At 65.1% G+C, this 19,750-nt stretch carries 24 protein-coding genes and 1 tRNA gene; 15 read left to right on the top strand and 10 right to left on the bottom strand.

All coding sequences use genetic code 11. The features are described 5' to 3' along the window. Nucleotides 1–30: 30 nt before the first annotated feature. The 3 genes from EGH21_RS08420 (at nt 31) to EGH21_RS08410 (ending at nt 5,142) form a co-directional block, all read left to right on the top strand. Nucleotides 31–621: an AsnC family transcriptional regulator gene (locus tag EGH21_RS08420; protein WP_220618031.1), complete on the top strand. Its 591-nt coding sequence runs from the start codon at nt 31–33 to the stop codon at nt 619–621. Nucleotides 622–755: 134 nt separating this feature from the next. After that, complete coding sequence (locus tag EGH21_RS08415) at nt 756–3,359, top strand: heavy metal translocating P-type ATPase (protein ID WP_220618030.1); 2,604 nt, start codon at nt 756–758, stop codon at nt 3,357–3,359. Between the two features lie 49 nt (nt 3,360–3,408). Further along, nucleotides 3,409–5,142 carry an ABC1 kinase family protein gene (locus EGH21_RS08410; protein WP_220618029.1) on the top strand — a complete coding sequence of 578 codons (1,734 nt, stop codon included), beginning with the start codon at nt 3,409–3,411 and terminating at the stop codon, nt 5,140–5,142. Between the two features lies 1 nt (nt 5,143). Here EGH21_RS08410 and EGH21_RS08405 read toward each other — a convergent pair whose 3' ends face one another. Next, nucleotides 5,144–5,731 carry a DsrE/DsrF/DrsH-like family protein gene (locus EGH21_RS08405; protein WP_220618028.1) on the bottom strand — a complete coding sequence of 196 codons (588 nt, stop codon included), beginning with the start codon at nt 5,729–5,731 and terminating at the stop codon, nt 5,144–5,146. Further along, complete coding sequence (locus EGH21_RS08400) at nt 5,728–5,997, bottom strand: sulfurtransferase TusA family protein (protein ID WP_220618027.1); 270 nt, start codon at nt 5,995–5,997, stop codon at nt 5,728–5,730. Before EGH21_RS08400 ends, EGH21_RS08405 begins: the two co-directional genes overlap by 4 nt. Before the next feature lie 192 nt (nt 5,998–6,189). On the opposite strand from EGH21_RS08400, the gene EGH21_RS08395 reads away from it, so the two are divergent. Genes EGH21_RS08395 through EGH21_RS08375 form a run of 5 tightly spaced genes read left to right on the top strand, consistent with a single transcriptional unit; the run spans nt 6,190 to nt 9,465 of the window. Next, entirely contained in the window at nt 6,190–7,380 is a 1,191-nt protein-coding gene (locus EGH21_RS08395) for an MBL fold metallo-hydrolase (protein ID WP_220618026.1), read from the top strand. Between the two features lies 1 nt (nt 7,381). Beyond that, entirely contained in the window at nt 7,382–7,855 is a 474-nt protein-coding gene (locus tag EGH21_RS08390) for a YeeE/YedE family protein (protein WP_220618025.1), read from the top strand. Further along, nucleotides 7,852–8,340, top strand: a complete 489-nt coding sequence (locus EGH21_RS08385; protein ID WP_220618024.1) for a DUF6691 family protein — start codon at nt 7,852–7,854, stop codon at nt 8,338–8,340. Before EGH21_RS08390 ends, EGH21_RS08385 begins: the two co-directional genes overlap by 4 nt. A 40-nt stretch (nt 8,341–8,380) precedes the next feature. After that, nucleotides 8,381–8,764: a helix-turn-helix domain-containing protein gene (locus EGH21_RS08380; RefSeq protein WP_220618023.1), complete on the top strand. Its 384-nt coding sequence runs from the start codon at nt 8,381–8,383 to the stop codon at nt 8,762–8,764. Then, nucleotides 8,761–9,465 (top strand): DUF2270 domain-containing protein, encoded by a 705-nt coding sequence (locus EGH21_RS08375; protein WP_220618022.1) that lies wholly within the window; start codon nt 8,761–8,763, stop codon nt 9,463–9,465. Before EGH21_RS08380 ends, EGH21_RS08375 begins: the two co-directional genes overlap by 4 nt. A gap of 2 nt (nt 9,466–9,467) precedes the next feature. Here the strand turns inward: EGH21_RS08375 and EGH21_RS08370 are convergent, their stop codons facing one another. Next, complete coding sequence (locus EGH21_RS08370; RefSeq protein ID WP_220618641.1) at nt 9,468–10,994, bottom strand: cryptochrome/photolyase family protein; 1,527 nt, start codon at nt 10,992–10,994, stop codon at nt 9,468–9,470. A 254-nt stretch (nt 10,995–11,248) separates the two neighbouring features. Here EGH21_RS08370 and EGH21_RS08365 point away from each other — a divergent pair, with 254 nt between their 5' ends. After that, the gene (locus EGH21_RS08365; RefSeq protein ID WP_220618021.1) at nt 11,249–11,809 is read left to right on the top strand and encodes a halocyanin domain-containing protein; all 561 of its coding nucleotides are present in this window, start codon (nt 11,249–11,251) and stop codon (nt 11,807–11,809) included. 24 nt (nt 11,810–11,833) lie between these two features. Here EGH21_RS08365 and EGH21_RS08360 read toward each other — a convergent pair whose 3' ends face one another. Continuing rightward, nucleotides 11,834–12,136, bottom strand: a complete 303-nt coding sequence (locus tag EGH21_RS08360; protein WP_220618020.1) for a DUF7521 family protein — start codon at nt 12,134–12,136, stop codon at nt 11,834–11,836. Beyond that, entirely contained in the window at nt 12,133–12,495 is a 363-nt protein-coding gene (locus EGH21_RS08355; RefSeq protein WP_220618019.1) for a helix-turn-helix domain-containing protein, read from the bottom strand. The genes EGH21_RS08360 and EGH21_RS08355 overlap by 4 nt, the downstream gene beginning before the upstream one ends. Nucleotides 12,496–12,718: 223 nt before the next feature. Between EGH21_RS08355 and EGH21_RS08350 the strand changes: the two genes are divergently transcribed. Further along, nucleotides 12,719–13,600: a halocyanin domain-containing protein gene (locus tag EGH21_RS08350; protein WP_220618018.1), complete on the top strand. Its 882-nt coding sequence runs from the start codon at nt 12,719–12,721 to the stop codon at nt 13,598–13,600. Between the two features lie 254 nt (nt 13,601–13,854). Here EGH21_RS08350 and EGH21_RS08345 read toward each other — a convergent pair. The 3 genes from EGH21_RS08345 to EGH21_RS08335 form a co-directional block, all read right to left on the bottom strand. Then, nucleotides 13,855–13,928, bottom strand: a tRNA-Arg gene (locus tag EGH21_RS08345). A gap of 65 nt (nt 13,929–13,993) precedes the next feature. Next, nucleotides 13,994–14,251 carry a Sec-independent protein translocase subunit TatA/TatB gene (locus tag EGH21_RS08340; protein ID WP_220618640.1) on the bottom strand — a complete coding sequence of 86 codons (258 nt, stop codon included), beginning with the start codon at nt 14,249–14,251 and terminating at the stop codon, nt 13,994–13,996. Between the two features lie 181 nt (nt 14,252–14,432). Then, a complete protein-coding gene (locus tag EGH21_RS08335; RefSeq protein ID WP_220618017.1) occupies nt 14,433–14,669 on the bottom strand; it encodes a hypothetical protein in 237 nt (78 codons plus the stop codon). A 137-nt stretch (nt 14,670–14,806) separates the two neighbouring features. Between EGH21_RS08335 and EGH21_RS08330 the strand changes: the two genes are divergently transcribed. From EGH21_RS08330 to EGH21_RS08320, 3 genes are read left to right on the top strand one after another with little or no spacing between them, the layout of a single operon-like run. Further along, complete coding sequence (locus tag EGH21_RS08330) at nt 14,807–15,280, top strand: redoxin domain-containing protein (RefSeq protein WP_220618016.1); 474 nt, start codon at nt 14,807–14,809, stop codon at nt 15,278–15,280. A gap of 47 nt (nt 15,281–15,327) precedes the next feature. After that, entirely contained in the window at nt 15,328–16,143 is an 816-nt protein-coding gene (locus tag EGH21_RS08325) for an HD domain-containing protein (RefSeq protein ID WP_220618015.1), read from the top strand. Nucleotides 16,144–16,200: 57 nt separating this feature from the next. Then, complete coding sequence (locus tag EGH21_RS08320; RefSeq protein ID WP_236035482.1) at nt 16,201–16,614, top strand: hypothetical protein; 414 nt, start codon at nt 16,201–16,203, stop codon at nt 16,612–16,614. 55 nt (nt 16,615–16,669) lie between these two features. On the opposite strand, the gene EGH21_RS08315 is transcribed toward EGH21_RS08320, so the two are convergent. Beyond that, nucleotides 16,670–17,179 carry an NUDIX hydrolase gene (locus tag EGH21_RS08315; protein ID WP_220618014.1) on the bottom strand — a complete coding sequence of 170 codons (510 nt, stop codon included), beginning with the start codon at nt 17,177–17,179 and terminating at the stop codon, nt 16,670–16,672. Between the two features lie 758 nt (nt 17,180–17,937). Between EGH21_RS08315 and EGH21_RS08310 the strand changes: the two genes are divergently transcribed. Continuing rightward, nucleotides 17,938–18,126, top strand: a complete 189-nt coding sequence (locus EGH21_RS08310; protein WP_220618013.1) for a hypothetical protein — start codon at nt 17,938–17,940, stop codon at nt 18,124–18,126. A gap of 159 nt (nt 18,127–18,285) precedes the next feature. Here EGH21_RS08310 and EGH21_RS08305 read toward each other — a convergent pair whose 3' ends face one another. After that, nucleotides 18,286–18,891 carry a hypothetical protein gene (locus EGH21_RS08305; RefSeq protein WP_220618012.1) on the bottom strand — a complete coding sequence of 202 codons (606 nt, stop codon included), beginning with the start codon at nt 18,889–18,891 and terminating at the stop codon, nt 18,286–18,288. Between the two features lie 577 nt (nt 18,892–19,468). On the opposite strand from EGH21_RS08305, the gene EGH21_RS08300 reads away from it, so the two are divergent. Next, nucleotides 19,469–19,636 carry a hypothetical protein gene (locus EGH21_RS08300; RefSeq protein ID WP_220618011.1) on the top strand — a complete coding sequence of 56 codons (168 nt, stop codon included), beginning with the start codon at nt 19,469–19,471 and terminating at the stop codon, nt 19,634–19,636. The last annotated feature ends 114 nt before the right edge of the window (nt 19,637–19,750 follow it).

The raw sequence follows: 19,750 nt of genomic DNA, 5'->3' as shown, positions 1-19,750 counted from the left end.
ACTCATTAGGCAGGCCCGACGAGTTCGGGTATGCGCGGCCTCGACGACACCGACCGTGAGATAGTCAGACTCCTGCTCGCGGACTCGCGACGTCCGTTCAGCGACATCGCCGAGGAGGTCGGTCTCTCGGCCCCGGCCGTCTCCGACCGGGTCGACCGCCTCCGTGAGATGGGCGTCGTCCGCGGGTTCACGCTGGACCTCGACCGCTCGTTGCTCCGCTCGGGGGTCCCCGTCCTCCTCGAAATCGACGCCGAACCGGGCCGTGCGACCGCGGTTCGAGACGCACTCGCCGGCGCAGACGCCGTCGAACACGTGTTTCGGACGGCCGACGGACGGGTGACGGCGACGGCGACAGTCCCGCAGACGGAGGTCACCGAACTGCTCGACACCCACGTCGACTTGGCCGACGTGGACGGCTACGAGGTGCGACTCGTCGCCGACAGCGAGTGGTCGCCCGGCCTCGGCACGGCCGAGTTCGCGCCCGAGTGTGCCGAGTGTGGCAACACCGTCGACGAGGAGGGCGAGCGGACGGTCCTCGACGGTGACACCTACTACTTCTGCTGTGGGTCCTGCGAGTCGCGGTTCGTCGAGCGGTACGAATCGCTCAAGGAGGGCGCGTAAGCCGGAGTGAAACTACGGAATCGACAGCAAAACTCGGAGGGGCGTAGAGTTTCGAATCGAAGGTTCACCTGCCGTTCCGCATTTGTTTTACAAGGACAAACCGCATCAAAGAGCATCCCGTACTAGTACGTAAGATGACCGAACGGACAGTCCGCCTCGAACTGACGGGGATGAGTTGTGCGAACTGCTCGGCGACCATCGAGGAGCGCGTCGCCGAGCTAGACGGCGTCGAGTCCGTCGACGCGAACTACGCCACCGACGAGGGGAGCGTCACCTACGACCCCGAGACGGTGTCGCTCGGCGACGTCGTGGCGGCCGTCGAGGACGCGGGCTACGGCGTCGTGACGGAGACGGCGACGATAGGCATCACCGACATGTCGTGTGCGAACTGCGCCGAGACGAACGCCGAGGCGCTGGAACGCACCGAGGGCGTCGTCTCGGCCGACGTGAACTACGCCACCGACGAGGCGCAGGTGACCTACCTCCCGTCGGCGGCGTCGCTGTCGGACCTCTACGACGCCATCGAGGCGGCGGGCTACGCGCCGGTGCGCGAGGACGAGAGCGGCGAGGGCGGCGACGGCGGCGAGGACAAACAGTCCTCGTCGGACCGCCGCGACGCCGCCCGGAACGCCGAGGTGAAGAAGCAACTGCGACTGACGCTGTTCGGTGCGGCGCTGTCGCTCCCCCTCCTCGTCTTCATGACGGACCACCTCCTCTCGCTGGGGCTGTTCGAGTCGACGCTGTTCGGGGTTCCGCTCGGCTGGGTGCAGTTCGCGCTCGCGACGCCAGTCCAGATAGCGCTCGGGAAGCCCTTCTACGAGAACGCGTACAAGGCGCTCGTCCGGAACAAGCGGGCCAACATGGACGTGCTCATCGCGCTGGGGTCGTCGACGGCGTACGGCTACTCGCTCGTCGCGCTGCTGGACCTCATCGCCAGCACGGGGCTGTACTTCGACACGGCGGCGTTCATCCTCGTGTTCATCACGCTGGGGAACTACCTCGAAGCCCGGTCGAAGAGTCAGGCCGGCGCGGCTATCCGCGAACTGCTGGAGATGGAGGCGGACACGGCGACGGTGGTCAACGAGGACGGCACCGAGGAAGAGATTCCGCTGGACGAGGTCGAGGTCGGTGACCGCCTGAAAGTCCGGCCCGGCGAGAAGATTCCGACGGACGGCGTCGTCGTCGACGGCGATTCGGCCGTCGACGAGTCGATGGTCACCGGCGAGTCCGTTCCCGTCGAGAAGGGCGAGGGCGACGAGGTCATCGGCGCGACGGTGAACCAGAACGGCGTCCTCGAAGTCGAGGCGACGAAGGTCGGGTCCGAGACGGCGCTCCAGCAGATCGTCGAGCGCGTCAAGCAGGCCCAGTCACGTCAGCCGGAGATTCAGAACCTCGCCGACCGCATCTCCGCGTACTTCGTCCCGGCGGTCATCGCGAACGCCCTCCTGTGGGGCGCCGTCTGGACCGTCGCGCCCGACGCGCTGGCGAGTTTCGTGAGCAGTCTTCCCGTGTGGGGGCTGGCGGCCGGCGGTCCCGCGACCGTCGGCGTCACCGAGTTCGCCGTCGTCGTCTTCGCCTCGGCGGTGCTCATCGCCTGTCCCTGCGCGCTGGGACTGGCGACGCCCGCGGCGACGATGGTCGGCACCGCAATCGGTGCCCGCAACGGCGTCCTGTTCAAGGGCGGCGACGTGTTGGAACAGGTCCGGGACGTCGACACCGTCGTCTTCGACAAGACGGGGACGCTCACCGAGGGCGAGATGGAACTGACCGACGTGGAAGTCGTCGGAGCGGCGGCCGACGGCGGCGAGTTGCAGGAAGCCCCCGAACTCACCGAGGCGTACGTCCTCGAACTGGCCGCGAGTGCCGAGAGCGGGAGCGAACACCCCCTCGCACAGGCCATCGTCGAGGGTGCCCGCGAACGCGGCATCGAGGTGCCGGACGCCGAGGACTTCGAGAACGTCCCGGGCCACGGCGTGCGGGCGACGACGCCCCACGGCGAGGTGCTGGTCGGCAACCGCAAACTGCTCGAAGACGAGGGCGTCGACACCTCGCCCGCCGAGGAGCAGATGGACGCCCTCGAACGGGAGGGGAAGACGGCGATGTTGGTCGCCGTCGACGACACGGACTCGGGGTTCCGCCTCGTCGGCGTCGTCGCCGACGCGGACACGGTCAAGGAGAGCGCCGCCGCGGCCGTCAGCGGCCTCCACGAACGCGGGACCGAGGTCTGGATGATCACCGGGGACAACGAACGCACGGCCCGCGCCGTCGCCGAACAGGTCGGTATCGACCCCGAGAACGTCCGTGCCGGGGTCCTGCCCGAGGACAAGGCCGCGGCCGTCGAGGACATCCAGTCGGACGGCCGCCGGGCGATGATGGTCGGCGACGGCGTCAACGACGCCCCGGCGCTGGCGACGGCCGCCGTCGGGTGTGCCATCGGGTCCGGCACGGACGTCGCGATCGAGGCGGCCGACGTGACGCTCCTGCGCGACGACCCGGCGGACGTGCTGAAGGCCATCCGCATCTCGTCGGCGACCCTCCAGAAGATCAAGCAGAACCTCTTCTGGGCGCTGGGGTACAACACCGTGATGATTCCGCTGGCTTCGCTGGGTCTGCTCCAACCGGCGCTGGCGGCGGCGGCGATGGCCGCCTCCTCGGTGTCCGTGCTGGCCAACAGCCTCGCGTTCAAGCGCTACACTCCCGACGAGGACTACGAACTGCTGGGGTTCCTCCGACCCTGACCGGGGGGTTCCAGTACACTCATTTGCCGCGAGGCCCGAGTCGGTGGCAGTGAGCGACTCGCAGCGCGCAGACGACCGGTCGGCCTCGACAGCGGGCAGGCAGCCGACGGGGTTAGGTGTCAAACTCCGGGCGCTGTGGCGTGCTCTCGTCATCGTCTGGCAGTTCGTCCCCTTCGTCCTCGCGTGGGCCCGCGACCGGAAGCGGTTCCTCGTTTTCGGTCGGTCGCGCTCCGTCTCGAGCGAGGACCGAACCCGACGCGCTCGACGCCTCAAAGAGACGTTTCTGGACCTCGGCCCTGCGTTCATCAAACTCGGGCAGATGCTCTCGACGCGGCCCGACGCGTTGCCGGCCGAGTACATCGAGGTGCTCTCCGAACTGCAGGACAAGGTCCCGCCGGACCCGTGGGCCGACATCGAACCCTTGCTCGAACGGGAACTCGACGGCTCCGTCGAGGAGCGGTTCGCGGCGTTCGACACGTCGCCCATCAGCGGCGCGTCCCTCGGGCAGGTGTACGAGGCCGAACTCGACGGCCGGCGCGTCGCCGTGAAGGTGTTGCGGCCCGGCATCCGGGAGCGCGTCGAGTCGGACCTGCGCGTGCTGGCGACGTTGACGCCGATTCTGGCGTCGGGGGCCGAACCGGGACAGGCGTTCACGCTGGAGAACCTCACCGAGGAGTTCTCGGCGACTATCCGCCGCGAGATGGACTACGCCCACGAGGCGCGGATGCTCCGTGAAATCGGCGACAGTTTCGCCGACGACGACGGCGTCGCTATCCCGGACGTCGTCGAGAGTCACACGACGGACCGCGTGGTGACGATGGAGTACGTCGACGGCGTCAAGATAGACGACGTGGCGCGACTCGACGAGATGGGCATCGACCGCGCGGCTCTCGTCCAGCGCCTCGAAGAGGTGTACATCCAGATGATCGTGGAGGACGGCCGGTTCCACGCAGACCCCCACCCAGGTAACCTGGCAGTCCAACCCGACGGGACGCTCGTGTTCTACGACTTCGGGATGACGGGCCGTCTCGGGCCGCGGACGCGCGAGCAGTTGATGGAGTTCTACGTCGGGTTGGCGACGGACGACGTCGACCGGGTGATGGACGCATTCGTCGCGATGGGCGCCCTCGACCCGGCGGCCGACCGCGAGGTGATGCGGGAGGCGTTCGAGATCGTCATCGAGCAGTTCCGCGGCGAGGACATCAGCGAGTACCGCGTCGAGCAGTTGGTCGGCCAGTTCGAGACCCAGTTGTACGAGTTCCCGATGCGCCTCCCGCAGGACCTCGCGCTGGTCGTGCGCGTGACGACGGTGCTCGAAGGAGTCTGTCGGACGCTCGACCCGGACTTCGACTTCATCGAGATAATCACGGAGTACGTGATGGAACAGGGTGCGGCCGACGCTGGCGAGGCAGTCCGCGAGGAAGTCCAGGAGACGGTGACCCGGACCGCACGCTCGCTCGTGACGACGGCGCCGAAGGCGGAGGCCGCCCTCGACACCGCCGGTCGAGGGGAGTTGGTGCTGGAGACGATGCTGAAGGACAGTGACGGCCTCGCCCGACAGATGGCCAGACGACTCTTCCTCGGGATGGTCGCCGCCGCCGGCATCCCGGTGGCGGCGTTCTTCTACGTCGACGCGTCGCTCCCGTCGACGCTGCTGGCGGTGGGCGGGACGGTCACGACGCTCGGACTGCTGTTGTGGTCGTTCCGGCGTCAGCGGCGGGCGGCGCTGACGACGCCACAGTTCACGCGCCACGAGATGCGGCGGCGCGAAGACGAAGGGTGATTCAGACGAGCAACTGGACGTCGGCGTCGGCCATGTGCTGGAGCGCCGTGGCCGCCCCCACGTCCGTCGTCACGCCGTCGTAGAAGTCGTCGTGGTCGTAGTCGAACAGTTCGGTGGTCATCTCGCAGGCCTGCAGGTCGGCGCCCATCTCCAGACTCGTCTCGACGAGTTCCTCGATGGTCGCGGTGCCGTTGTCGGCTATCTCGCGGTTCATGTACCACGTCGCCAGCGAGTCGCCGCCGGGGAGCGCCCCCAGTACGTTCGGCATCGGCATGCTCGGGTTGCCGACGGCGCTGACCTGCAACTCCGCCGAGCGCTCCTCGTGGAGGATGTCGAGGCCCCAGAACGTGTGGAAGACCGTGACGTCCCAGCCGAAGGCGGCGGCCGTACTGGCGAGGATGAGCGGCGGGTACGCCATGTCGAGCGACCCCTTCGTCGCGATGATGGTCATCTTCTTCGGCCCGTCGTCGCGGAGCGAGTCGACCGTCGATTCGAGGTCCTCGATGCGCTCGTAGAGCGCCTCGACGTCCGGCGTGTCCGCTCCGACTCGCTCGCTACCCGACTCGGGCGCGGTCGTCTCACTACTCATGCGTCCACCCGTTCGACGTAGTGGTGGTACACCGTGCGCCCGTCCGCTGTCGTCTCGGACTGCGCCAGCAGTGCCACGTCGTCGACCGACGCCGCCCAGCCGTCGATGTCACTGACGCTACCGGAGTCGGTGGCGAGCACCTCCAGCACGTCGCCGACTGCGAGGTCGTCGACCGCCTGTTTGGTGCGCACGACCGGCATCGGGCAGGACTCGCCGGTCACGTCTATCGTGGTCGTCACGTCGTCGGATGGGATTTCGGTCGTCATTGTATTTCGCTAGTTGTGCAATATAGGGAGATTCGTATAAATCTGTCGACGAGGAGCTCGGACGAACTATCAGGGCGCTTATGCGCTTTTTCCCACACTAATGGAGTTCAGCGTGACCACACCTCCGAGAACATAGATTGTACAATACCCACAACTCTTTTGTACGGACGCCCGGTTAGGTTTGGACACAGAATGAGCGACAAACCGTTCACCATCCCCGACGACGTTGCGACGATAGCACCGAGCGACCTCTACGACCGACTCGAGGCGGGCGAGAGCATGAGCGTCCTCGACACGCGGGCGCCCGCCGAAGTCGACGACTGGCGCATCGACGGCGACAGCGTCGCGTTCGCGAACGTCCCGTACTACGAGTTCCTCGACGGCGTCACAGACAGCACGCTCGAATCGCTGCCGGACGCGCGTCCGATGTACACAGTCTGTGCCAAAGGCGAGTCGAGCAAGTTCGTCGCCGACGTCCTCGACGAGGCAGGCGTCGACGACGTGGTGGCCGTCGAGGACGGCATGGAGGGCTGGGAGACGGTGCTTTCCGCCACCGAACTCTCGGCCGACACCGACGCCACCGTCGTCCAGTTCCACCGCCCATCCTCGGGCTGTCTCTCCTATCTCGTCGTCGACGGCGACGAGGCGCTCGTCGTGGACCCGCTCCACGCCTTCACCGAGGAATACCTCGAGGCGGCGGAGTCGTACGGCGCCGAACTCGTCGCCGCCGTCGACACGCACGTCCACGCCGACCACGTCAGCGGCGTCCGCGACCTCGCCCGCGAACACGGCGTGCAGGCGCTGGTCCCCGAACCGGCCGAAGCGCGCGGTATCGACTACGACCTGTCCTACGACACCGTCGCGGACGGCGAGACCCTCACCGTCGGCGACGTCGGCGTCGAGGCCGTCCACACGCCCGGGCACACTAGCGGGATGACCTCCTACCTCGTCGACGACGCCGTCCTGCTGACCGGCGACGGCCTGTTCGTCGAGAGCGTCGCCCGCCCGGACTTAGAGGGCGGCGACGAGGGCGCGCCCGAGGCGGCCGGACGGCTGTACGACACGCTTCACGACCGAGTCCTCTCGCTCCCCGACGAGACGCTGGTCGCGCCCGGCCACGTCAGCGACGCGGCCGAACGGGCCGACGACGGGAGTTACACCGACGCGCTGGGTGACGTCGCCGAGGCGATGGACGCGCTCGACTACGACAGAGCCTCGTTCGTGGAGTTCGTCCTCTCGGATATGCCACCCCGGCCAGACAACTACGAGGACATCATCGCCACGAACCTGGGCGAGCGGACCGTCGACGACGAGTCCGCCGCCGAACTCGAACGCGGCCCGAACAACTGCGCCGCCACGACGGACGCGATGACGGGGAACTGAGATGCTCGCCGAGACACTGCTCCCGAACGGCTGGGTCCACTACCTGCTGGGGGGCCTGCTCATCGGCGGGGGCACCGTGATAATCTACCTCACGACGGGCATCACCGCCGGCGCGAGCACGTTCCTCGAATCCACGCTGTCGTACGTCTCCGGCCAGTCCCGGTTCCAGCAGTACCGCTTCCGGGCCTCGCGGGACTGGCGCGTCGTGTTCACGCTGGGCATCGTGCTGGGCGGGGCCGTCTACGGCCTCGCGTTCGGCGAGTTCGGCTGGACGACCGACGTCCAGTGGTGGCGACTGCTCGTCGGCGGCGTCCTCGTCGGCGTGGGCACCCGCCTCGGTAAAGGGTGTACCTCCGGCCACGGCGTCTGTGGCGTCGGGTCGCTCTCGGAGACGTCCCTGCTGAACGTCGCGACGTTCGTCGGTATCGCCATCGGCACCGCACAGATAGTCGCCGCGCTGGGGGTGAGCCCGTGAGCCGTGAGCAGCGAGGGTCTCGAAACGACGCCGAACGGCACCCGCTGTTCCTGCCCGCCATCCTCGTGGGCGGTGTCGTCTTCGGGTTCGGCCTCGGCCTGAGCCAGATGTACCGCCCGGAGGTCGTCCTGCGGTTCCTCCAGTTGACGGACCTCGGCCTCCTCCTCGTGATGGGCGGGGCCAGCGTCGTCGCCGGCGTCGCCTTCGCCGTGATGTCGAAGACCGGCGGAAGTGCCCCGCTGACCGGCACGCAGTTCGGCAAGCGGGTGAAGTCGATGGACAGGAACGTCCTGCTGGGCGGCGGTATCTTCGGCGTCGGCTGGGGCCTCTCGGGCATCTGTCCGGGCGCGGCCTACGCCAGCCTCGGCGTCGGCAACGTCACCATCCTCTACGCCGTCGCCGGGATGTTCGTCGGTGCGTACGTGCAGGGATACGTCCGTTCGAACGTCGGCGCGACCGAAGGGGCCACGGAGGAACCGGCGTGACCGTGAGCGTTACCACGGCCCCGGACCGGAGGGTTCGATAATGCCCGAAGCCATCCGCACCCTGCTGGAGGAAGACGTGGAGTGTGACTTCCTGCTGGACTGCTTCCACGGCCTCACCGACCTCGACCGGCAGTGTTTCGCCACGCTCGTCGAGACGGACGGTCCACTGACCGTCGACGAACTGGCCGAGCGAGTCGAGCGCGACCGGACGACGGCGTACCGGTCGGTCCAGCGTCTGCTGGACGCTGACCTCGTCGCACAGGAGAAGGTCAGCGGCGAGGGGAGTAGCTACTACCACGTGTACGAACCGCGGGACCCGGACGAGATCGCCGACCAGATGCAACGGGAGCTGAACGACTACTACGCGAAGATGGGCCAACTCATCGCCGAGTTCCGCGAGAAGTTCGGCGAGAAACAGGGATGAGCGACGAAGAGTTCGACCCGAGCGGCGAACGCGAACGCGGCCTCGGTGCGGGCCTCTTCGAGCGCGACATGGGCCCGAGTTCGTCGATGGCCCACCTCTACCGTGGCGAGGTCCACCGGATGACCCGGTGGCGCGAGCGACTGGACCGAACGACGAACTGGGCGGTCACCGTCATCGCTGCCATCCTGACGTGGGCCTTCTCGGACCCGACGAACCCCCACTACCTCGTCCTCGTGGGACTCGTGACGCTGGCCGTCTTCCTCGGCATCGAGGCCCATCGCTACCGGGGATTCGACGTCTGGCGGTCGCGGGTCCGCCTCGTCCAGCAGAACGTCTGGGCCCACGGACTCGACCCGAGTACGGCCGTCGACGACGAGTCGTGGCGCCGGAAGTTGAGCGAGGACTACCGGGAACCGACGCTGAAGGTGCCGTTCGAGGAGGCGCTCGCTCACCGACTCCGGCGGGTGTATCTCGCCCTGTTCAGCATCGTCACGGGCGCGTGGGTCATCCGCGTGACCGCCTTCGCACAGGAGGGGTCGTGGCCCGAGAGTGCGGCCATCGGGATGGTACCGGGCGTCGTCGTCACGGCCGTCGTCGGCCTCGCGTACCTCGCCGCCGTCGTCGTCGCCGTCCGACCCAGAGCGTGGCACTCCCGATCGGAGCTCCGGCGGTGTGAGGTCGACGACTGGCGCGAGACGTAGGCTCAGAGGTCGCCGGACCGAGCCATCGCCCGTATCTCGTCGGCCCGGGCCCGTATCTCGGCCCACTCCTCGTCGTCCTTCTTGTCGACGTGACTGTACATCAGCCCCATCCGGTGGTTCGACCGGAGGGCGTCCTCGTTGCGGTCCAGAAAGTCCCAGTACAGCGCGTTGAACGGACACGCCCCCTCGCCGGTCGTCTTCGTCTTGTAGTACGGGCACCCCGAGCAGTAGTCGCTCATCTTGTCGACGTAGTTCGCCGAGGACGCGTACGGTTTCGTGGCGAAGACGCCCGCGCCGAACAGCCCCATCTCCACGACGTTGGGTGTCGTCACCCAGTGGAAGGCGTCGACGTACCCGGCGTGGAACCAGCGGTTCACCTGGGCCGGTTCGACGCCGTATATCAGGCCGAAGTTCGCGAGCACCATCAGGCGCTCGATGTGGTGGGAGTAGCCCCGCGCTCGCACGCCGTCGACCACGTCCGAGAGACAAGCCATGTCCGTCTCGCCCGTCCAGTAGAACGCCGGCAAGTCCTCGTCGGCGTCGAGTTGGTTCGCTTCTGCCAGCGCGGGCATCTCACGGCGGTAGACGTGGCGGAGGAACTCCCGCCAGCCCAGGACCTGCCGGACGAACCCCTCGACGCTGTTGAGGGGGGCGTCGCCGTCGTCGTAGGCCGCGATAGCGCGCTCGACGACCTCGTCGGGCAGGAGGAGGCCGAGGTTCAGCGCCGTCGAGAGGAGGCTGTGACTCATCGCCCACTCGTCGCCGCGCATCGCGTCCTGATACGGCCCGAAGTCGTCGAGACGGTGGGTGACGAAGTGCTCCAGCGCCCGCACGGCCTGCCGACGGGTCACCGGCCAGTGGAACGGGTCCGGGTCGGCCCAGTCGCCGCCGTACGGCGGTTCGTCGTACCCGCCGTCGAACGTCTCGTGGACCCACTCGGCGACGGCCTCGGTCGTCTCGTCGGGTTCGAACGTGGGTGGGTCGGCCGGTTCCCACTCCTCGGGCGGCGTCTCCCGGTTCTGGTCGTCGTAGTTCCACTCGCCGCCGACCGGGTCGCCGTCGTCCATCAAGTACCCCGTCTCACGACGGACGAACCGATAGAACTCCTCGTGGCGGTAGCGGCCGTCGGTGGCCCACTCGTCGAACTGCTCGGGCGAACAGAGGAACCGCTCGTCCGGGACGAACTCGACGGTGCCGCCCGCATCGTCGACGAGGGTCTCTATTCGCTCGCGTGCGCCGTCGGTCTGCGGGCGTGTCGTCACCAGCGTGTCCTCCGGGTGGGCGCCGAAGTGTGCCTCGATGCCCTCCTCGAAGGTGTCGACCTGCCGGTAATCGACCGTCCGCCCGTCCGCCCGGAGGTCGTCCCCGAAGTGTCGCATCGCACTGAACACCAGCGTCAGCTTGTGGGGGTGATACGGGCGTCTCCGAGCGAACGACGTCGCCTCCACGAGGAGAACTCGTTCGTCCGGTCGCCGGGCCAGTGGACCCCGGTGTCGGACGAGGTGGTCACCCCGTAGCCACACCGTCACGACGGACACCTCGGTGTCATTGGAGGTGGCAACGTCGGCGACGGACATGAACCCCCTTCCAAACTGTGTTGGTACGTACTACTTGCGTTCTGAGCGCTAGGTTTCGGTTGACAGAATCCTGTTACGAACGTGTTCGTCTCTGGGTTCTTTACTGTCGAAACCGCGGATATTAACCACCTCAGACCTCCATAATTGTTTATTCCGGTAGCGGCGAAGCGACTACCTTTAGTGTCTGGATACCGAAATACGAGTGCATGACAGACCACCTCGATCGGCGGACGTTCGTCCGTAGTACTGCGGCCGTCTCGGTTGCCGGACTGCTCGCTGGCTGTGGCGGGTCCGGCGGCGACGGCGGCGACGGTGGAAGCGGCGGGTCCGACGGCGACTCCGGCGGCGACGACGGTGGCACCGAGACGGCGGAGAGCACGCCGACGGACACCGAGAGCGGCGGCAGCGGTGACGTCCCGTCTGAAGTGAGCGAGTACCTCTCGGACGTCGGGAACTTCGACGGCACCGTCGCCGACCAGACCGGCACGGGGAACGTCAACGTCGAGGTCGGCGCCGAGGGCAACGGCGGTGCCTACGCCTTCGCGCCGGCGGCGGTCCGCATCGACGCCGGCACCGACGTCAACTGGTCCTGGACCGGCGAGGGTGGCTCGCACAACGTCGTCCACGAAGATGGCGAGTTCGAGAGCAGCCTCGTCTCCGACTCGGGGAACGACTTCCAGCACACCTTCGAGTCCTCCGGGGTCTACCTCTACTACTGTGAACCACACAAGGGCCTCGGCATGAAGGGCGCCGTCGTCGTCGAGTAACAGCGGTCTTCCGGTTCTCCGCGTTCACCGACCGACCAGTGACGACTGGCTCGCGACGTACAGCGAGTACGCGACGACGGCGAACCCGACCATCGTCACGGCGTTCTCGAACGCCAGCGCCGCCCGGGCGTCGAGACCGAGCAACTGGTCGGCCACGCCGGCCAGTAGCGACCCGGACGTGACCGTTCCGAAGCCGATGGCGAGGTACGCCAGCTCCCGCGAACGGGACTTCAGCGCCGCTTTGGCGGCGAAGTAGGTGATGAGGCCACCCAGTACCAGCGTGACTGTCTTGAACGCGACGACGACGAGTGGTATCTCTCCGGTCATAGTTCCTCACTGACGCGGGACCAGAGTCGCGCGAGCCGTTCGTCCGGCGTCTCGCGGTCCCGCAAGACGTCGACGTCGAACGAGTCGTCCCCGTCGAGGGCTACGAACACACCCGTACAGTCCCTGACGTACGTCGTCTCGTGGTGGCCGTCGGCCCTGACCTCCGTTCCCTCGGCGACGAGCGCGGCGTCGCTCAACTGCTCGAGTTTGCGGTACGTACTCGTCAGTGGGAGCTCGCAGACGTCGGCCACTCGTTTCGCCGGGAGCGGGTCGTCGAGCGTCGCGAGGATGCTGCGACAGTCCGAATCGGCCAGCGCCTCGAACATGGCCTGCTGGTCGGGCGGGTCGTCTCCTGACACGGGGGACCTCCTGTGGGCGACGGCGGGTAGGGTGACACGTTCGGTGTCTGGACGGCGACTCTCGGTGGATTTCCCACGGAGCGGCTTTCAACGTGACGGTCGGGTCGGTGGCAGCTCTCCGGGCGTTGATAAACGACCGTCAGATAAAGGGCGTCCGCTGATTTCCAGATTCTGGAAAGCACGTGCACGGTTTTCGGGCCGTCTCCGCGTAGCGGGAGATGCAATGGAACCGCCCTCCACCCGTAGACAGTTCCTCGCGAGCACAGCACTGACAGGACTCGCCGCCACGGCCGGGTGTCTCTCGACCGGCGAGACGTCACAGGCCGTCGGCGACGCGTCCGACGGAGGATCCACAGAGTCGACCGAGACGGCCGAACTGACGCCCCCGGACTCGCTCGGGGAGTGGCTCGTAGACGCCAACGGCTACGACGGTGAGCCCCACCGGTACGGCGCCGGCTCCCGACCGTCCGTCTGGGTCGGTGAGCCGACCGACGACGGCCTCGCGTTCGCCCCGCCGGTCGTCGAGGTCGTCCCGATGACGAAGGTCCGGTGGGACTGGACCGGCCACGGCGGCCAGCACAACGTCGTCGCCCTCGACGGCACCTTCGACAGCGGCCGCACCAACGCCCAGTCCGGGACCTGCTACCAGTACCTCTTCGAGGAGCCCGGGACCTACCCCTACGTCTCGGAACCGCGCCGCGACGACGGGATGAAAGGGGCCGTTGTCGTCCGGGAGCCGCCGTCGACGGGCTACCCGAAGGTCGACCAGTGGCTGTCCCACGCCAGCAACTTCGACGGCACCGTGGTCGACCGGACCGGCAGTGATACCGCGGTGGTCACCGTCGGCGCCGAGGGCAACGGCGGCGCCTTCGCCTTCGACCCGCCCCTCGTGAAGATCGCCCGCGGGTCGACCGTCCGCTGGGAGTGGACCGGGGACGGCGGCGCTCACAACGTGGTGTTCGAGGAGGCCGACGTCAGTTCGGGCGACGTGGCGAGCGACGCCGGCACGACCTTCGAGCACACGTTCGACGACCCGGGACAGTACCGCTACGCCTGTCTACCCCACGAGGCACTCGGGATGCGCGGCGCCGTCGTCGTCGAGTAACCGTCGCCGACGGCGCTCCCGACCGCGTCGCCCCGCCGGCCATGCGTGCTCCTCGTTCGGTCGCCCGAGCACGGGCGTGGCGGGATTGAGCGGAACCGAAGGTTCCGCGATGTTCGCCACGACCGCGACCGAGCGCAGCGAGTGAGCGGGCGTGGCGGGATTCGAACCACGGTCGGACGCGCTCGCTCCGCTGTGCGCGCCCTCTCTGATTCGAATTCCGTTTACCGGTTCGCGTCGCTCACCGTCTCCCTGCACGGGCGTGGCGGGATTCGAACCCGCGCTCTAGGGGTTAGGAACCCCTCGCCCTCGTCCACTAGGCCACACGCCCTGCCGGGAGGGTGGCGAGACTGCTGGAAAACGGTTTCGTTCGGACGAGAGAGGAAAATCCGGGGCTTAGTTGCTCGACTTGCTCGATTCGCTCGACGTCTCCTCGGTGGTCGACGTCTCCGTGGTGGTGTCGGCCGTCTCCTCGGTAGCCGTGTCGCTACCGCCCTCTTTCATCTCCTCGAGTTCCTGCTCGACTTCTGTACGGCCCTTCTGGAACTCACCCATCGCCTCGCCGGTCGAGCGTGCGAGTTTCGGAATCTTGTTCGCCCCGAAGAGGAGGACGGCGATGAGGAGGATGACCATCATCTCCGTCGTGCCCGGCATCCCCGGGAACAGTGGTACGAATGTCCCTGACATTGTAACCGAAGTTTACGTGGTTGCTATTATAGTCTTTTTGCTCGTCGTCGTCGCGTGATACCGCGGTATAGGCCTTTTCACGCTTCGAGCACGGAATTCGCTCCGACGCCGACACCGACTGGACAACAGGTGGCCGACGAGTGAGAACCTACTGTTGGGCTAAGCGTGCCGTAACGTCGTCTAACCACTCGGGGACGGAGAGGTCGGCGAGAGTGCCGTCGCGCCACGTCGTCACGACCTCCGTCTCGCCGTCGCGGGTCAGGTCGATACGCCACTTCCGCCCGTCCTCGGCGGTGATGTCGAAGCGAGCGCCGCCGGAAGGGAGCGAGTCGACGTGTTCGACCGTCACTTCGATGCCGGTGTAGACCTCCATCGTGTCGGGCATGTCCGAGTCGAGGGACCCCCAGATGTTAAAACGACCCCTCCGCCAGAGAGGATAGACGTCGGAGAATCGTTCGTAGCGACACCGAGACCGGGAGAACTGTCACAAGGGATTTCAGACAGGAGCCGAAAGCCACGGCCATGATTACAGTGGGTGAGGTTGCACCCGAGTTCACCGCGCCGCTCGCCGACGGTGGCATCGGCGAACTCTCGCTCTCGGACGCAGTCGCCGACGGCCCGGTCGTCCTCGCGTTCTTCCCCGGCGCGTTCACGAGCGTCTGCAGTGACGAACTGGAGGCGTTCGACGAACGCCAGCCCGAACTGGGTGCGGCGGACGCGACGGTCTACGGTGTCAGCATCGACACGCCGTTCGCCCAGAACGCCTTCCGCGACCAAATCGGCCTCGATTTCGCCCTCCTCAGCGACACCAGACGGACGATAATCGACGCGTACGGCGTCTCGATGGACTTCGATGGACTGGGCGTCTACGACCTGGCGAAACGGTCCGTGTTCGTCGTCGACGCCGACCGGCAAGTGACGTACGCGTGGGCGACCGACGACCCCGGCGTCGAACCGAACTACGACGACGTCCTCGATGCGGTTCGGGCGGCCTGAGAGACCGGAGGGCGGGCTTTTTCTCGCTGGCGCTAGTTGGTCTACGCATGAGTGAACAGGAGACTCCAGAGGCCGGCCGTATCTACGACCCCGACCGGGACCACGCGTTTCCGGACGAACGGGTCAACGCCGTCCTCGACCAGTTGGCGACCGACGACGAGGTGCAGGCGTATCTCGACGCGCAGAACGTGAACCCGGTCACGCGCAAGCGGTACAACGACCACGGGAAGAAACACATCGACATCGTCCGCAACCGGGCGCTGTGTCTGTACGACCTCCTGAAGCGGGGCGGCGTCGAGTTCAACGGCGCCGCCGACCACGACGGCCTCGAAGAGGCGGACGAGGCCGTCATCGTCGCCCTCGCGGCGACGCTCCACGACATCGGGCACGTCGTCCACCGGGACGAACACCCCTACTACTCCATCCCGCTCGCGGCCGACCTGCTGGACAGACTCCTCGCGGAGTTCTACGACGTGAACGAACAGGTCCGGATGAAAGGCGAGGTGCTCCACGCCATCCTCTGTCACCACACCGAGGAGAGTCCGCTGACGCTGGAGGCCGGCGTCGTCAGGGTCGCCGACGCACTGGACATGGAGCGTGGCCGCTCGCGCATCCCCTACGAACGGGGCGGCCGGGGCATCAACACCGTCTCCAGTCAGGCCATCGAGACGGTGACACTCAGCAGTGGCGAGGACTACCCCGTGCTCGTCGAAATCGAGATGAACAACGCCGCCGGCGTCTATCAGGTCGACAACCTGTTGAAGGCGAAGTTGAACGACTCCGGTCTCGAAGAACACATCCGCATCGTCGCGCTCAACTCCCGCGAGGAGGGGAACCAAATCGTCGAGCGAATCGAACTCTGAGACTCGGAACCTGTCCCTGACACAACCGTTTTGTAGCCCGCCACCCTACCCCTGCGTATGAGTCTCACACCCATGGACGAGCCACGGGGTGACGACCCCGGAGCGTCCCCAGCGGTGCAGGACGCTCCCGGCCTCGTCCAGCGGTTTCGCGTTCGGGCCCGTGAGTTCATCCGGCGTCTCCCGGGTGCGGACCGACTGCTCTCGGTGGGTGACGACCGCGGGGGCGACCGGCCGCAGTCCCGAGTCCACATCGACGGCCTCGCCGACCGCGCCGTCGAACCGCCCGAGTGTCCTCGTGTCGGCGATTTCCCCGAACGCGACCGCCCGTTTACGTACCCCACCCGCAACCACAGCGAGCGGAATCAGGTCGACCTCGTCTGCGTCGAGACGGGCGACAGACTGACCGTCTCCCTCCCGGAGAATCCCGACGCGACCCTCACCTCCGACACCTGGGAGCGCGTCGAACCCTGACCGACGCTGGCGTTTCTACGGGCGTGTCGCGACGGAAACGACGAACAGCGGCCGCTCAGTCGAAGAACAGGTCGGTGCCCGGCACCGCGACGGCGTCGGCCGGCAGGTCGGTGAACCATCCAATATCCACCGCCTCACCGTCCGCGTTTCGTGACTCGGCCGGCGACGCCGCGAAGACGACGAAGTAGCGCTCCGCCGTCCGGTCGCTGTCGGCGCTCCGCGCTTCGAAGCGCCAGACGCCCTCGACGGCGGTGAGTTCGACGGCGACGCCGGCGTTCGTCTCGACCCACCGCCGCGCGGTCGCCGCGAAGTCGTCGTCGGGGCCGACGCTCGCGGCCGGAATCTTCCAGTCGCAGGTCTCGGTGACCTGCATCACCAGCGTCTCGTCGTCCTCGTCGGTGACACCGACCGGTGCCATGTCGTCCATCGCTTCGAGTCGGTCGAGTGTAGTCTCGTCGACGGTCTCCGTGTCCTCGTGGAACGGCACGTCGTCGCTGTCACGCAACGATTCTGGGTCGTAAATCGGGCCGGGACCGGACGCGGGTCGTGAGTCGGATGCAGTCATGAATGGACACTGACAGGTGGCGTGGTGCGGGCCGGCGACAGCGTTCGACGTCGCCGGAGAGACGACTGACGACACCCGCTACTGTCCGAACGAGGAACTGATAGAAGAAGTTGGCGATTTAATTGCGCCTTCTGTCTTCACGTAAAAATTTGTCTGGCGGGGTAATAAAGCTTTCCCGGGGTACACCCACGTCACCATCTGCGATAGGCAGCGGCGTCGAGAAAGTTCGACGTCGACACCGCGAGCACGTGGGGAGACTGCGCTGGTCGGGACGTGTTCGCGGTAGCGAGACTCGTTCCTCTGGCGTGCTTCGAGCTGCCCTGTCGAGTTCACTCAGCGAAAGAAATGCGGCGGCCGGGATTTGAACCGGACCGAGACGGTCGTGCTCGCTCACTTCGTTCGCTGCGCACACTGCGACTCGTAGGGTTCAAACCGCCGGGTTTCGCATCCGCTCGTCACGTTCGTTCCTCGCACGATGCGGCGGCCGGGATTTGAACCCGGGCCATGAGCTTGGAAGGCTCAGGTCCTACAAAGCCGGTTTTCACCGGCTTTAGCGGCAACGCCTTCCTCCTTCGTCCTAACTCTCCAGCAATACCCACATCTACACCAAACAGCTGTAATAAAGCTTTGGTCGATCCGGGGGCTTGACCTCATGCAAATCCAGTCCTAAGTGCAAAAATCGGGGAAATCTCCATGCCCAAGTATTTCTATTCGATTTGTTTCGATAGTAATATAAGTCCATTACGCCATGTGTAAATATGGAACTAAACCCACGCCTTCTCGCCTTCCTCGAACACGAAATGCAGAACATCATGGACGACCCCGACCGCGATGATGAAGATCGAGCGCACGCCTCCACTATCCTCGGGCGCGTTGAAGGAGAGATTGAATGGGAAGAAGAACAAGCATACAACGGCGACGTGGACGCGACCGAGCTGTTCTCCTAATTGACTTCTACGGCTCTGCTGAAATCCTCAGAGTGTGATAGGAATCGTGTGCCGAATACAGAGAGCGCATACAGCGTGGTGTTCATCACAGTAACAGGAATGAACGATGTTGGAGCCGATGTACCCGAGAACGAGTGAGACTCGGGAGCGTCCGCCTTATCACGATTTACTGTGGGCTTGCTTTTCGTAGTACTCACCCAACAGGTCACGCCGATTCCACCATTTCTGAACTTCGTCTGGGTCTGACTGGGAGATGAAGACAAAGTTCACATCACAGTCTGCACGCTCAAGCGCCCTCCCACCGTCTTCATCTTCGCGTATCATTTGATTGTTGATATTTTTGAGTTGGACGATTCCATCAAGCGGATATGGAATCTCATTTTTTACCGCGTAGAGCGTGTCACTTAGCGAACTCCAATTTTCCAGTGATGTAATACCTCGGAACTTAAAATCACCTTCCTTCCCGACGACCTCAACCATCTTCGAGTCTCCCATCTCGGTTTCCGTTGACAAAAACTGGCATTCACATGAAAAACGGTAAAGGGGAGAGATGTTATCCAAATCTAAGTCCTTGATACGTGGAATACTGTCATCCTGAAGCAAATCGTTCACCACCTTTTTCGACTGTATGTGTTCCTCACTTTGGTTGACTGATTTCATGACGTTCTTGCGCTCCTGCTTTTGCCCTTCAACTCCACTCTTGAGGAACACTTTCAATCCAGCCATCAACTTCTGACTCCTCTGGGTTTCTTCTTCCTTCGTCACCTGAGTTGCCTCCCCAATCCGGTCGACGAAGAGTTGCTTAATGTGTGACGGCGAATAATACAGGATGTGGCGATAGGGCTGGCCCTCCATAGGCTCTCTGTCCACCACATTTGTCCCAAATTGATAAAAACGATTCCCCATCTTCTTTCCGCCTTGATATATCAACCGGTTCCGAGAATATGAGACCTTGCTGACTACGTGCTGTGTATTCAGGGAAGTTCATAATACGTATCATCACTTGAGGGTTTCAGCAAGGTCAATATCGAACTTTTCAGGTATCGTGCTTCCATCGCCCTGAACCCGAAGTCTATCAACACTACGACGACTACTCCGTCACGCAGGCGGCACCCAAGGGAATCACAGCGAAGGTCTCGATTAGGCTGTCGGGAAGTTATTTGAAAACCAAATCATCCCGGGGTAAAGAATTGCGGTGACTGTCGTGAATACTAAAATCTTGATTAAGCGGTCTACCATATCTGATCTCGCCTCCGGTGTCCTACCTAAAACTATCTGCTGGAAACTGTTATTTGCGGCCCCGCACCCCATGTTTATTATCTCTCACACTACACACGTAGCTGTGATTGGAAACGGAAACCAAACGTATCAAACTGTTATTGAACTGGTTGAAGCGTGGCGGCCTGCAAAGAACTACGGGCACGAGAGCAAGTTCCAGAACGACCTGTCCGACTTCCTTGACGAGGAACTGAACAAACAGAATGACAGTGGGATGGGCATTCGTCTTTAGCTAAGACTCACACCTCGGTTGCGTAGCGGTAGCGAGCGTCTCCTGTAAGATCGGTCGCTGTTGATGGATCTTCTGTGCATCTTCGATCAACCGCTCCAACAGCGGCGGTGGTGA

The sequence above is a fragment of the Haloarcula rubra genome, assembly GCF_019599465.1.
Taxonomy (GTDB): Archaea; Halobacteriota; Halobacteria; order Halobacteriales; family Haloarculaceae; genus Haloarcula; species Haloarcula rubra.
Note: the sequence above shows the minus strand (reverse complement) of the source record. Positions and strands in the feature narration are given on the sequence as shown.

What these genes read in the sequence shown, in the direction of transcription:
- EGH21_RS08420 (WP_220618031.1), top strand. Translation starts at nt 31, where the DNA reads ATGCGCGGCCTCGACGACACCGACCGTGAGATAGTCAGACTCCTGCTC.
- EGH21_RS08415 (WP_220618030.1), top strand. Translation starts at nt 756, where the DNA reads ATGACCGAACGGACAGTCCGCCTCGAACTGACGGGGATGAGTTGTGCG.
- EGH21_RS08405 (WP_220618028.1), bottom strand. Translation starts at nt 5,731, where the DNA reads ATGAGTAGTGAGACGACCGCGCCCGAGTCGGGTAGCGAGCGAGTCGGA.
- EGH21_RS08400 (WP_220618027.1), bottom strand. Translation starts at nt 5,997, where the DNA reads ATGACGACCGAAATCCCATCCGACGACGTGACGACCACGATAGACGTG.
- EGH21_RS08395 (WP_220618026.1), top strand. Translation starts at nt 6,190, where the DNA reads ATGAGCGACAAACCGTTCACCATCCCCGACGACGTTGCGACGATAGCA.
- EGH21_RS08390 (WP_220618025.1), top strand. Translation starts at nt 7,382, where the DNA reads ATGCTCGCCGAGACACTGCTCCCGAACGGCTGGGTCCACTACCTGCTG.
- EGH21_RS08380 (WP_220618023.1), top strand. Translation starts at nt 8,381, where the DNA reads ATGCCCGAAGCCATCCGCACCCTGCTGGAGGAAGACGTGGAGTGTGAC.
- EGH21_RS08375 (WP_220618022.1), top strand. Translation starts at nt 8,761, where the DNA reads ATGAGCGACGAAGAGTTCGACCCGAGCGGCGAACGCGAACGCGGCCTC.
- EGH21_RS08365 (WP_220618021.1), top strand. Translation starts at nt 11,249, where the DNA reads ATGACAGACCACCTCGATCGGCGGACGTTCGTCCGTAGTACTGCGGCC.
- EGH21_RS08360 (WP_220618020.1), bottom strand. Translation starts at nt 12,136, where the DNA reads ATGACCGGAGAGATACCACTCGTCGTCGTCGCGTTCAAGACAGTCACG.
- EGH21_RS08350 (WP_220618018.1), top strand. Translation starts at nt 12,719, where the DNA reads ATGGAACCGCCCTCCACCCGTAGACAGTTCCTCGCGAGCACAGCACTG.
- EGH21_RS08340 (WP_220618640.1), bottom strand. Translation starts at nt 14,251, where the DNA reads ATGCCGGGCACGACGGAGATGATGGTCATCCTCCTCATCGCCGTCCTC.
- EGH21_RS08335 (WP_220618017.1), bottom strand. Translation starts at nt 14,669, where the DNA reads ATGCCCGACACGATGGAGGTCTACACCGGCATCGAAGTGACGGTCGAA.
- EGH21_RS08330 (WP_220618016.1), top strand. Translation starts at nt 14,807, where the DNA reads ATGATTACAGTGGGTGAGGTTGCACCCGAGTTCACCGCGCCGCTCGCC.
- EGH21_RS08325 (WP_220618015.1), top strand. Translation starts at nt 15,328, where the DNA reads ATGAGTGAACAGGAGACTCCAGAGGCCGGCCGTATCTACGACCCCGAC.
- EGH21_RS08320 (WP_236035482.1), top strand. Translation starts at nt 16,201, where the DNA reads ATGAGTCTCACACCCATGGACGAGCCACGGGGTGACGACCCCGGAGCG.
- EGH21_RS08315 (WP_220618014.1), bottom strand. Translation starts at nt 17,179, where the DNA reads ATGACTGCATCCGACTCACGACCCGCGTCCGGTCCCGGCCCGATTTAC.
- EGH21_RS08310 (WP_220618013.1), top strand. Translation starts at nt 17,938, where the DNA reads ATGGAACTAAACCCACGCCTTCTCGCCTTCCTCGAACACGAAATGCAG.